This is a genomic window from Bacillus sp. ES1-5 (assembly GCF_022487605.1).
Taxonomy (GTDB): domain Bacteria; phylum Bacillota; class Bacilli; order Bacillales; family Bacillaceae_G; genus Bacillus_A; species Bacillus_A wiedmannii.
Genome location: NZ_JAKVPU010000003.1, coordinates 87,525 through 99,955, shown reverse-complemented (window position 1 = coordinate 99,955; position 12,431 = coordinate 87,525). Strand labels below are relative to the sequence as shown.

At 34.7% G+C, this 12,431-nt stretch carries 9 protein-coding genes and 2 pseudogenes; 3 read left to right on the top strand and 8 right to left on the bottom strand.

Annotated features, from left to right (window positions below; all coding sequences use genetic code 11):
- Position 1 precedes the first annotated feature (1 nt).
- From MKO96_RS12830 to MKO96_RS12810, 5 genes are all read right to left on the bottom strand, one after another.
- Entirely contained in the window at positions 2-1,834 is a 1,833-nt protein-coding gene (locus MKO96_RS12830; RefSeq protein WP_240587912.1) for a GAF domain-containing sensor histidine kinase, read from the bottom strand.
- Positions 1,835-2,472: 638 nt separating this feature from the next.
- Complete coding sequence (gene aiiA / locus MKO96_RS12825) at positions 2,473-3,225, bottom strand: quorum-quenching N-acyl homoserine lactonase AiiA (protein ID WP_000216603.1); 753 nt, start codon at positions 3,223-3,225, stop codon at positions 2,473-2,475.
- A gap of 291 nt (positions 3,226-3,516) precedes the next feature.
- A complete protein-coding gene (locus tag MKO96_RS12820; protein ID WP_003193530.1) occupies positions 3,517-3,990 on the bottom strand; it encodes a GNAT family N-acetyltransferase in 474 nt (157 codons plus the stop codon).
- A 171-nt stretch (positions 3,991-4,161) separates the two neighbouring features.
- Positions 4,162-5,250, bottom strand: coding sequence for a saccharopine dehydrogenase family protein (locus MKO96_RS12815; protein WP_098235915.1), 1,089 nt, complete (start codon positions 5,248-5,250; stop codon positions 4,162-4,164).
- Positions 5,251-5,370: 120 nt separating this feature from the next.
- Entirely contained in the window at positions 5,371-5,682 is a 312-nt protein-coding gene (locus tag MKO96_RS12810; RefSeq protein WP_000995770.1) for an ArsR/SmtB family transcription factor, read from the bottom strand.
- A 247-nt stretch (positions 5,683-5,929) separates the two neighbouring features.
- On the opposite strand from MKO96_RS12810, the pseudogene MKO96_RS29590 reads away from it, so the two are divergent.
- A pseudogene (locus tag MKO96_RS29590) lies at positions 5,930-6,078 on the top strand (IS4 family transposase); the annotation flags it as partial.
- A 501-nt stretch (positions 6,079-6,579) separates the two neighbouring features.
- On the opposite strand, the gene MKO96_RS12805 reads toward MKO96_RS29590, so the two are convergent.
- Entirely contained in the window at positions 6,580-7,854 is a 1,275-nt protein-coding gene (locus MKO96_RS12805; RefSeq protein ID WP_098884748.1) for an alpha/beta hydrolase, read from the bottom strand.
- 257 nt (positions 7,855-8,111) lie between these two features.
- On the opposite strand from MKO96_RS12805, the gene MKO96_RS12800 reads away from it, so the two are divergent.
- Positions 8,112-8,561 carry a MarR family winged helix-turn-helix transcriptional regulator gene (locus MKO96_RS12800; RefSeq protein ID WP_000798525.1) on the top strand — a complete coding sequence of 150 codons (450 nt, stop codon included), beginning with the start codon at positions 8,112-8,114 and terminating at the stop codon, positions 8,559-8,561.
- 181 nt (positions 8,562-8,742) lie between these two features.
- On the opposite strand, the gene asnB is transcribed toward MKO96_RS12800, so the two are convergent.
- Positions 8,743-10,569 (bottom strand): asparagine synthase (glutamine-hydrolyzing), encoded by a 1,827-nt coding sequence (gene asnB, locus MKO96_RS12795; protein ID WP_240587633.1) that lies wholly within the window; start codon positions 10,567-10,569, stop codon positions 8,743-8,745.
- A gap of 402 nt (positions 10,570-10,971) precedes the next feature.
- On the opposite strand from asnB, the gene MKO96_RS12790 reads away from it, so the two are divergent.
- Complete coding sequence (locus MKO96_RS12790; protein ID WP_240587632.1) at positions 10,972-11,541, top strand: TetR/AcrR family transcriptional regulator; 570 nt, start codon at positions 10,972-10,974, stop codon at positions 11,539-11,541.
- Between the two features lie 90 nt (positions 11,542-11,631).
- On the opposite strand, the pseudogene MKO96_RS12785 reads toward MKO96_RS12790, so the two are convergent.
- Positions 11,632-12,076: pseudogene (locus MKO96_RS12785) on the bottom strand (ArpU family phage packaging/lysis transcriptional regulator).
- Between the last annotated feature and the right edge of the window lie 355 nt (positions 12,077-12,431).

The following is a 12,431-nucleotide window of genomic DNA, read 5'->3' as shown; positions in this document are numbered from 1 at the left end:
TTTACGCACCCCTTGTTTGTGAATCTGGAATTAACAGTGTAATTTCTGTCCCTTTCCCTACAGAACTATCAATCTGTAAAGTAGCCCCTAATTGTTCAGCTTGTTCATTCATATGTAATATACCATAATGTGGCTCATTCTTCGTTTTAACCATAGACTCAAACAGTGAAAAACCAACTCCATTATCCTTAACCCTTAAAAGCACGTGCTCACTTTGATAACTGAGTAAAACATCAGCCTTTTTTGCTTGTGCATGTTTTACAATGTTTTGCAAACTCTCTTGTAATGTATCAAATATCACTCTTTCTTTTGAAAAGCTAAGCGCACGCGTATGACCTCTTTCATGATAGATAATGTCTAGTTCATATTCTTGTTTTACAGATTTTATTTTACTTGCTATCGCCTGCTTAAGGCCTAGTTGTTGTGTCGGATATGGTTTTAAAGCATAAATAGAGTAGCGAACTTCTCCTAGGCTTCCTCTTAAGTCTTTTATGCTTTTCTCTACTACCTGCTGCATATCAATTGGTTTATCACGGTATTTTTTCCGCGCGGATTCTAGTTGGAATATCACCCCGGCTAATGTTTGCGCAATACCATCGTGAATTTCACGGGCAATTCTATTCCTTTCTTCTAAGATCATTCTTTTTTCCTGTTCAGAAATCAATAACCTTGTTTTAACTACGTTAGCTAATTGGTTAGAAAATGTAGCTAACGACTGTACATCTTCTGGAAAGAAACCCGCATTTCTACTTTTCCCTGCAACAAACATTCCGACTAGTTCATCATTTACTATAAGAGGAAAATATACAAGTGAGCGTATAACACTATCAAATATTTCATCTCCAGGAGCAGTACCAATTTTCCAATCATTAAATACAAGATTTTTAGAAAGTTCCTCAAACGCCCTGAACTTTTCTGAATCATCAGATATATCAGATCGGACTTTCCCATCTTTTAATAGAATATTCCAGTTCCCATCATCTTTTGTCCATATTACATAAGCTTGTATGCCAAAAAAACCTTTAAGTGCTTGTTTAATATGTTTCAAGTTTCCTCCGGTTAATCCTCGACTAATTTCGGTCGTAATAAGAAATAACTCATATAATCGTTCCTTTTCCATCCTTATCCGTACAGAAAAAGAACTAATTACTGAAGTTGCTACAAGTGGGGAAAAGAAAAACAGTACTGTAATCTCGTTTACTTCCACACTATATGTACTAATTAATACGTGCATCAGTGCCGCATAAGAGAAACCAAAAGTTTCACAAAGAAATACCGTTACAGTTTTTTTGTACCACTGATAAATTGAATATGGTTGCGGAAGAAGTATCATTAACAAATCGTAAAAGCGATTGTTGAAAAAACAAAAAAACACACAAAATAATAATAAAGATATTAAATTTTCATACAGAACCGACATATCTATTTTATTAATTAATAAGTACATACATTTGTTTGAGAGCCATTCGGCCAAGATCAAACTAAGCGCATGCTGAGTACTATTAAACAACATTCTTTGTATCGGTGATCGACGATGCAGGTGAATAATTAGCGTGACGAGTACAATAGCAACAATAGTTATACGGATTCCAAACTGCCAACTCATAGCGTAAATGATCGGAAAGGTAAGCGAGCTAGTTCCTCTCCAAAACCTTACAGGAAAATACTCTGCAATCCCCATAAATAGTAACAACAATATGAGTATTGTTGGATGAGAAGGGATTTTAATTTCAAGTAAAGATATAGTTATAGTAACCAAACCAAGAAAAGAAATAAAATAAAGATAAAAACTAGCAATCTTTTCTCTCATAAAGATAGAATTTACATCTTTCAAAACAACCCCTTCTTTCCTTATAAAAACTTCATTTTCTCTATTATCCAACAAAAAACCGGCACTGGCAAAATGGAAGGACATCCACTAGCCAATCACCGGCTGTGTACTGCACCTAAAAAGGCAAGACACAATACTAGTATATAACAGTTTGTAAAGTTTACCCATTAGTCAAATGGTGTAATTGTACATACTTATAGACTTAGATCTACTAGTACAAAAGATGTATACAGAATTTTAATTTTGATTCACTAAAACAATCCTAAAAAAATAGGAAGGCAATCGTAAATACTTATCTATTAAGTTCATCTAAATCCTTAGATTATGTAGGTGTCAAATACTCCCCATCTAATATTTGCAAATAACCTATGAGATAATCTCCTTATATACTACATATGAAGTTTATCACTTAATATTTATTGAAGAAAAGACGATGCATACAATATTCAAATCTAATTAACATATCATTTGATTATCGGTAGCGAGATTAAAGAGACTCCCTACTCTTAGAAAGGAACCTCCAATTCATATTATTACCCCATGCCCATCAACTTAAGAATTTTATAACACCCCAAAACAAAAAGTCATGACCTAACTTTCGGGGTCACCTCAAACGAGCCCATGACTTTTTATATGCTATCTCACAAATAATCCGGGAACACTTTACAGCCCTTTTCTTGCTCCATATCATGGCCAAAGAAAATAATCGGATTTTCTTTCTTAACAACATCTTTTAAACGTTTTATTGAAGATAAAGCTAAATCCGAATCAAATCCAGCAAACGGTACTTCATCTTCAAAGTTTTCTTTCGTATATGATGCATCAATAGTTAGCAACACTGGACCTGATTTTTCCGTCTCAATTAATAATGACTGATGCCCTGGCGTATGTCCCGGTGTATATATTAATTGCACACCTGGCACTACTTCATAATCTCCTTCAATGATTTTATAGTTTAAATTCGGCAATATACATTCTTTCAAATATTCCTCTCTGTAGAGTGCTACCTCATATTCAGCACGCTGTACAATAATTGGTGTATTTGTAAAAACGCCATTTCCTCCTGCATGATCAAAATGCAAGTGAGAACTAATGATATAAAGAAGATCTTCTGGCTCATATCCGGCACGCTTTAAAATATTTGCGATCCTATCGTTCTCATTCATTTTAGGTAAAACTTGTCCTTCAACAAATGTACCTTTAAAAAGATTCTCATTATTAAGAGCACTTTCTGGCATACCTGTATCTACTAAAATAAGTCCCTCTTTTGTCTCCAAAAGATAACACCAAACAGGTAAGTTTAGTAGTTTACCCGGTGTAAGTGTACTATTAACTGAAGAATGATCCAACATACAACGACCTGCTGGGAGGAAATAAAGCTTCTTTACTGTCATTATGTATCCACCTTTACAAATAATTTAGGATAAAACAATACAATATAATATTTCGCTTATTAGAAATAAACTCCTTTTCACCTTTCATTATTTCAACCATTATTTTTTCAATTGTTCACAACTTTTCATTACAAATTCAGTGATACTGGAAAACCTATGCAGGAATTCAGTCCGCCTTTAGGCATAGGATAAAAGTGTCAGCTTTCCGTAGAAAAGTTAACGTCAAGTAACTCCAAAATATATAATAAAGGTTGATTTTAGAGTTACTTTTCCACATTGGAATATCTTGTCTTATTCCCCTTTTTCGGTGGATGGGCAAAAACACCCTAATTCTAGAAATTCATCAGTTTCCATAAAACCAAACTTCTTATACACTGGTCTACCCATTTTTGAAGCCCCAAGCCATATTTGTGAGATACCTGAAATCTTAACTTCATCAACTAATTTAGTTAACAGCTTTGTTGCGATTCCTTGCCCACGATAATTTTCATTAGTATACATATTTGTGATATAAGCCTTTTTTCCAGTCTTATTGGTGTAACAAGGTGGAAATTCATAAAAAATTACTGCACCACAAGCTATAGTTTCTTCATTATCTTCCACTAGCCATTGAATTAAAGTACCTTCACTTAGTTTATTTTTAAAGAAAGCATATAGTTCTCTACCAATATCTATATTAGGTTCTATCCCCTCATCAACTAATTGCTTTTTTCTTAACTCGACCAATTTATCAATATCATCGATATTTGCTTTGCGATATTTCAACTTTTCACAACTCCTTTATAAAATTACAACTGACCAGCCCCATAGCATAATTAATTCTCATCATTTTACCATTGGTTCTTATTAAACTAAACTGCCATTAAGTTATTTGGGGTATTTGCTCTTCTTTGCTTGATAGCCATATGTGTACTACCACGAATAGAACGATACCTTTTATATATTTTCTTTCGTAATATTAACCCCATATTCCCTATAAAAATCTAAAATTACAGATGCATTCATACCCAAATCTAATAAATTTTCCGGAAAGTAAATTTTAGAATCCGGAACCATAATATCAGATGTTTGTAAAATGTTCTCTGCTTGGACAGCTGCTCCTAAAGCAGTAAGATGTGTCTGTCCTAACGGATCTGATATGTTCACACATCGCCTATGCAATACACCATTAGCATCATAACCTTTAAGATGAATAACTATGTTATGTGCACTTCCACTTCCGGGTTTATAAAGAATATTTTTTCGTAAGTCATTAAATTTTTCTCCACTAATCAGTTTCCAAATTCCTGTATTCACCAGAGAAACCAGTCCATATGTAGATATTTTACTATCAAAAGCAATCCGAAAGTTAGCCGAAACAGCATGAATTGATTCTGGCAGGGTTACGTGATCAGGAGTATCCAAACGATAACATTTGGTTATATAACCGTTGGGAAAGCGGACTTTGATCGGATCAGTCATTGGATAAGCCTGTCGCATTCCCTCTCGAGCTTTGACTTCAAATGGAATCGTTAACCGGTCCATATATGCTGTTGAATTTGGTCCTGCTTTGTCTTGAAGAGAATATAGTGCGTTGATATCAACCGTAACCTCTTGAATATCTTTTGAATACATTTTAGCAAAAAGGGCTGCTGTCCCTCCCATCCACCCTGAAGCTAATACAACAGGGGATTGGACCTCAACATTTTTTAATCGATCAATAGAACTCTTAAAACGTTCAGTCCAACGAGTAATGTCAACCAATGGAATTTTTTTTTGAACTGCAGATAGAAGTAGTCTATCTTGCGGGTCATTAACCGCATTAACAACTAATGTGAAATTATCATCCAAATTTCTTAACGGATCATCTGTTGTGTTGTCTACAGTGACTATTTTTACTCTATCTGATTCAAAAGGTAACGCTTTCCCTAAAGTTCTTCCTCCTAATCTAATTTCCAAATCAGGATGTCGATCATGTAAAATTTGAGCAATTTGACTACCAACAACACCATACCCACCAACAATTAATACTGTTTTCTTATTCATCTGAAACCTCCATTTTAATTAGCGTGAGATCATAAGTTTAAATGATTAAAAACTTAAACCTTTTAACATAATGTCGCTAAAAAAAGGGACAAAGGGTGTCCCTAAACTATAAATGAGTACCTAATTCTTACATTCATCTTCAACTAAAGAAACAAGTTCTTTTAAAAGATTTATTGTTTCATTAAATTCAAGACAATAATACATTTCAGTGCCTTTTTTCTGAACTCGAAGTAACCCTGATTGTTTCAATATTTTCAAATGATGAGATACAGTAGGTCTTGACATGGGAATATGCTCCGCAATTTGCGTCACATTCAAGCTATCTTTATCAATTAAAAGCGATACAATTTGCTGACGAGTTGGATCTCCCAACCCTTGGAAACATGGTCTTAAATTTTCTAAAATATGCATTACTTTATCATTACAGTTCATTTCGCTAACATTACCTTCCGTTTAAGAATTTAATCATTTGAACGTATTATAAATTACATTGCTATCTAATGCAATAAAGAAGTAGCACCAACTTTAATTATAAATATTGAAAGTTTCATAAACAGCCATTTTCAATTTTCCAGATTTGTAAGAATGTCAGTTCTTTTTTCTGTAACAATTGTCAAATTCATTCCAGCTATAACCAGGACAAACCCACGAAATTTACGAAGCTTATATCGGATTGTATCAAGAACTTTCAACTCAAGTAATCCTGCTTCGCCTGTTTATCCTCCTACAGAAAAATGGCGAAAGTTCCACTGTTATGAGAAAAAGAAAGTCTTTAATATTTTAGATGTTGTCTATAATTGTACTCTGTGTCACAAGAAAACAGCATAGCAATAAATAAAATGGCTTAACTTCTCATAAATGACTGTTGTAGTGATATAAAATTTTCGTTATGGGGGTAATTTAAAATATTAACTTAATAGCTATGGGGTATCGCCACACATCCATCAACTTAAAAATTCAAAAATAGGGACTTTGATTTGTCTTGCAATCCCATCCAATGATACTTAGCCTTTTATGAAGGTCATGTTCCTCAGACCGTAGATTTGTCATTGTCTGTCTCAACAATTCGGGTCTGGATCCCTAGAGAATATATGTATGCTAGTTGTGCTCAAGAAAAAATATAGTTTGTCTTCCTACTTTATAAATCCCTTAACATTTCCTGTAACTTTCCTCCGTGTTTTTCAGCAATTCGAAGTCTTCCGAACTTTGAATATCCTCATCAATGTCCATAATTATGAGGAGTCTAAAAATTTGAAGAAAACAACAAAAATAGTGTAAAAAAGCTACATACTATTTTTGTTGTTTTCTTTTTTAATCAGTATAAATTTGTTAATTATTACAAGCGTTTAATTTATTACACTTTTTGCGTGCTTTAATTTCCGCCGGCTGGGCACCAAGCCAATAAGTTGGAAAAGCTGTCCCTTCAGTAACACCCCCATCACGATGCATGTAATAACGCTCATCATGGTTAGCTTTAAAGTTTCCTTCAAGTGCAAGTTCCACCCACTCTGCACCAAAACGAAAAATTTCTGCAGCTACTCCACCAAGCGGGTGAAATTCATTCTCATAGACGCGTATCTCCTTTGGTGCTTCTACAAACTCATAAAGACTTAATGCTTCTTCCAAACGGGTAAGTTCATCAAATTCTCCTATTCCCATGAAGACTGGACAAGTAATCTTTGGTGCCAATTTCCACAGGTTCATCTGGCTACTCAACTCGTTTTCAAAAGCAACTTCATCAGTGTAACCAGACATGTACATAAAATTGGCTTTGAAACTCGGCTGAGCTCTGTTAAAGATGGTATCAAATTCACCATATACACCTTCAAAAGTGGCTATAGCGTTTATACGATTATCACTCGCAGCAGCTCGCATCCCCCAATACCCACTCATACTGATACCAAAAAATCCAATCCGTTTTGGATCAACCTCAGGCCGTTTTAATAGAAAATCGATATAACAACTAACGGCGCGTTCGTAATTAGTCAAATCTACTTTTAGACCTTCAGATACAGATTCACCTTGACCCGGTCCTTCAATTGATAGAGCTACGATACCACGAGACGTATAATAACGTTGCGCAATCTGTATATAGTCTTCCTTAATCATATCCATACCTGGACCTAATATTACTGCTGGTGCATTCTGAACTTCACCTGAGGGCAAATGAAGTAGTGCATATATCTGTTTGCCTTCAAATTCTAGTACTATACGTTGTACTGTTCCTCCTCCAAGTGATGAAATAGCTGCCACACATTCGTTACAACGTTCTCGAAATGCCAATTTTCGTGGATCATCATTAAAATATGAATATTGTGCACGTCCCCACATAACAGCAGCTCGCTGATATAGATCACGAGCAGTAACAGTGAATCCCTTTTGTTCATAATGTTTTGCACGTTCTTGAGCCTGAGAAGCAACCGTCGCCCATGCTTTTGGTATCATTGCTCCACTCTTTACTTGAGAAAAAACTTTATCAAAATCAGTGTGGTCGTGTCCTAACTGTTCCATAGTTGCCTTTGCTTCAGGATGCAAAGCATCAAACCCACCAAGTGCAAGGGCTATATCTAAAGCCCATCCTTGAGATTGTGAACGTTGAGTCATAATAATCATCCTTTACGTTTTTAATTAAGTACTTAATAATTAAGTACTTAATTAAAATAATGAAGTATAATTTGTACTTTTGTCAAGACTACAAACCAAGTCGTCTTATTATTTTATTGATGATTTAAGGTGAGCATATATAATATTGCTTGGAAAATGAATAGCCAGTCTCTACTTAATTTGACTCTACTCTTTTTCATATGTTAATGTTAACACCATATAATTAAGTACTTAGTTAACGGGAAAATGGTGATGTTATGAAAAATTCTTCAAATAAGTTAACTGCGATAGACGAACTTAGTCAGGCTATATATAGTCTGACTGCAGCCGATGGACGTTTAAGAGGGCGAGCTACTCGTACATTAGGGGCAGTTTCAATGGTCCATGCTCGAACCCTTAAAGTATTAGCTGAAGAAGGCGAATTGTCAGTCAAAGAATTAGCTGATCGAGCAGAAACTACCGCCGCTGGTATTACTCAATTAATCAATGGATTACAACAAGCTGGTTACGTTGAGCGTGTTCGTTCAAATAACGACCGGAGAGTTGTCAATGTCCAACTTACGCCTAGTGGTTTAAACTGTCACTTAGAAAGAGAGAAAAAACTAAAACATATTCTTAATGCGAACCTTTCAGATTTTGATCCAGAGCAAATCGAGAAATCCTCTGAAATAATTAGATGTCTAGTTCATGTCCTTGACCAACTATAATAGTATTCTAAAGCTTTCTTGAGTTTTTAGAACTAACACATCGCTATTATGCTAAAAGAACTAGTTACCCCAAAATAATAAAACCGCATCTCCAAGTATTAGATAACTATCTAATACATTGGAGGTGCGGTTCACTTAGGTCATTGATGTTTCAGCTATTCTCTTTATTTGAAAATTACATCTACCATACTAATTTAATATTATATTCCTGAAGCCAACTATTAACTTGAAGTAAATAATCTATTATACTTCGTGCATCATTACCAGAAATTACTTTGTCTTTTCCTTCTGCAATAGCACGAACTCTTTCTACATTTATTAATGATAAAATAGGTGACTGGGGATCGTTCAACACATCTAGCATCCAATCACTAATACCTTGTAGATATGAAGCATCCTTTGTGCTTGGATATGCACTTTTTTTGCGATAAAGTACATCCTCTGGAAGTACATTTTCAAAAGCTCGACGTAAAATACCTTTTTCAATATTGTCTATGCTTTTCATTTCGAATGGAACATTCCATAAGTATTCTACAAGCCGGTAATCGCAAAATGGAACTCGTACTTCAAAGCCATTCATCATACTTGTACGATCTTTTCGTTCAAGCATAAATGGCAAGAAACGTGTAATAAACATGTAAGACATTTGACGTTGCTTCATTTGCAGATCACTTTCACCTTCTAAAAAAGGAACTTCAGCAACCGCATCTTCAAATTTTTGTTTTTGATATTTTTCAGGGCTAATTTTCGCTTTAAGATCCTCTGATAAAATTTCTGTACTATACCATAAATTAACAGCCCAAGGGAATATCTCTGCATCTAAAAACTTCTCTTGATGGAACCATGGATATCCTGAGAACACTTCATCTGCGGATTCGCCTGAAAGTGCAACTGTTGCTTCTTTTTTCATTTCCTTAAATAGCAAATAAAGTGATGTTTCTAGTTCTCCAACTCCAGGTAGATCACGCGCTCGCATTGGAATTAATAAATGCTCTATTAAACTATCTGATCCCAACTCTATAGAGTGATGCTTTGTTCCTACATATTCAGCCACACGTTTCACCCAAGGTTCATCACGATCAAAACGAAGGAAGTCTTGCTCAAAGTCTTTTTCATCATTGATGAAATTCAGGGAATATGTATGAAGGTGTTCCCCTTTATTCCCAAATTCGTTTCCTGCTAAACCTGTTAGACCACTTGAATCCAAACCTCCGGAAAGCATAGATACCACTGGTCTATCAGCAATTAACTGACGTTTAACCGTATCTTGTAAAATGGAGCGGATAGTCTCCACTGTCATATCAATATCATCTATATGGTTTTTACTTTCAAGTTTCCAATACTGTGTCGTATTCGAGCCATTAGAGGTAAACGTCATATAATGGCCAGCACGCACTTCGTGTATATCCTTGAAAATTGCATGACCTGGGGTACGTGTTGGTCCAAGACAAAATATCTCAGAAAGTCCTTCTTTATCTACTTCTGCATCTACAAGTGGGTGCGAAAGTAAAACTTTTAACTCTGAACCAAAGAGAATTGCACTCCCTCTTTGAGCGAAAAATAAAGGCTTCACACCTAGATGATCACGACCAAGCATTAATTTCCCAAATCTTTCATCCCAAATACCAAAAGCAAAAATCCCATTTAAGTGTTGAACACAATCTTCTTGCCATTCTAAATAGGCATGTAGTAATACCTCTGTATCAGACTTTGTCTGAAATTCATGACCTTTCTCCTCAAGTTCTTCACGTAATTCTTGATAGTTATAAATTTCTCCATTGAACGTAAGACCAATCGTATCATTTCCATCTTTATACAGCATAGGTTGAAGGCCACCTTCAGGATCAATGACGATGAGACGTCGATGACCTAATGCCGCTCGTTTTGAAAACCAATGCCCCTCTGCGTCAGGTCCTCGGTGAATGATAGCATCTGTCATTTTTTTTAACGTTTCTTGTTCATTAGTCAAGTCTTTAGTCCAGTCTATCCACCCTGCAATTCCACACATAGTGTCTACCTTCTCTCAAATAGTATAGAAACCGACCAGAATCAAATACCAGTCGGTTTTCCGTAAAAAAATCCGACTAAAAGCATCTTTTAGTCATGTTTATATAATAAAATGAATTGAGTAAAAAATCAAATTATTCAACCGATGAGGAGATCGCCATTTCCTTTCACTTGAATTCTCATCGTCCAATTAATAACTTATGATTTCATACTCTCATTTCTATTCTTAAGATGTAAAATCGTATTCTATTATGGTTATATACTAGATATAGGAATGATGTGTGTTATTCTATAAGAAGCAACTAGAGGACTTTCTATTAGGCGTTAATAAATGACAAATAGACTGATAGAGAATGTAATGAAAGAAAACTTCGCTAAATATTTCAAGGATAGGGTGTAGACGATGATAAAATTAGAAAAAGAAAATAAAAAAATGAAAATCATTCAATCTGCCACAATACTGTTCTCTACGCGTGGTGTCCGTAACACAACGGTTGATGAAATTGCAAAGAAAGCTAAAGTTGGTAAAGGAACTATTTATTATTACTATACAGATAAAACTCAAATATTATGTGACTGCTATATGCGTCATATTCAGCTTAAACGCTCACAGTTATTTAATTTATATAAAGAGGAAAAAGATGTTTTACTTCGAATACAAAAAATCCTTCATTATATCAGCCTAGAATATCATCAAGACCCATTTGTTTCTACACTCTTTCAAGAATATAAAGAGTACCATTCACCTGAAATTATAGCTTGTTTTAAAAAATCTGAAGAAGAAGCAATTAAAATGATAAGTAATTTGCTTGAAAAAGGTTATCAGCAAGGGACTTTTCATAAGGTACCATTACCGCTAACAGCTTTTATGTTAGTGCGAATGATTTTTAACTATGAACAGGATTATATGAAAGATGATAAAAGTGATAAAGAATTTCTGCAGTTGCTAAACCATATGCTTCTTAAAAACTAGTTTTAACCACATACAAAAAAATAATTGTGGTACAAATATATGAAAAAGAAAACCGCCTAAAAGGGTGGTCTTTTTTTGGCTTTAAATCACTTACTTCTTAATTTCTAATTTAAGAGCAAAAGCAAAATTAGAAATTGCTCTGAACTTCCAACGATGATAAATACGTTCAGCCATTCCAATTTCGCTATAGACCATATAATCACATACAGATTCTCCTTCTAAATAACGCTTATTAATAATCTCCCTCTGCATCTTACCAGTACAGCCATGACCTAATCGACTTAAAAACTGATCAATACGGAATGACATTAACTCCAGCCACTCTTCATGCCCGCTTTATTGCAAATTTGCAATTGCTACATCCTCCAAAGGCTTTCCAACAGCATGTATAGGGCCACGTTCTCTCCTTTCATAAGGAGGAGTGACTTTCATTACCTTACGAATCATTCCTAACTGTTTATATAAGAACACCCTCTAACTCCCCTTGCGTTGCTAATCTATCGGTTTTTGGTAAGAAAGATAATCGTTTAATCATGTAAAACCACTGCTTTTTATTTTAAAATCACTTTTGTCTTAACGCTTCGCGTCTACGTTCATAATAAGGACTATGCATCCCCATTCCCCCAACTTCACGAGTACTTAATTTCTCTTTTTGTTTTTTCTTCTTTTTTTTCTTGGATTACTTTTTTACTCACGTAACTGATCTCTTAGTACCTTCATTTTCTCATCTCTCTTTTCATAATAAAAAGAACACCTATTCCTAAAACAGCTTTCATTGCTACTTTAATGAATTGATGTCCTCTAGTTTTCTAGTCGGACTATATAATATTTAATACCCCTTTAAAATCCCTCTTCTAAAAGTTATTAATTTCTTTTGATTAACTATATAA

Bases quoted from the DNA above. Each gene is read 5' to 3' on its own strand.
- MKO96_RS12800 (WP_000798525.1), top strand. From the start codon at position 8,112: ATGAAAAATTCTTCAAATAAGTTAACTGCGATAGACGAACTTAGTCAG.
- aiiA (WP_000216603.1), bottom strand. From the start codon at position 3,225: ATGACAGTAAAGAAGCTTTATTTCCTCCCAGCAGGTCGTTGTATGTTG.
- MKO96_RS12790 (WP_240587632.1), top strand. From the start codon at position 10,972: ATGATAAAATTAGAAAAAGAAAATAAAAAAATGAAAATCATTCAATCT.
- MKO96_RS12815 (WP_098235915.1), bottom strand. From the start codon at position 5,250: ATGAATAAGAAAACAGTATTAATTGTTGGTGGGTATGGTGTTGTTGGT.
- asnB (WP_240587633.1), bottom strand. From the start codon at position 10,569: ATGTGTGGAATTGCAGGGTGGATAGACTGGACTAAAGACTTGACTAAT.
- MKO96_RS12805 (WP_098884748.1), bottom strand. From the start codon at position 7,854: ATGACTCAACGTTCACAATCTCAAGGATGGGCTTTAGATATAGCCCTT.
- MKO96_RS12810 (WP_000995770.1), bottom strand. From the start codon at position 5,682: ATGAACTGTAATGATAAAGTAATGCATATTTTAGAAAATTTAAGACCA.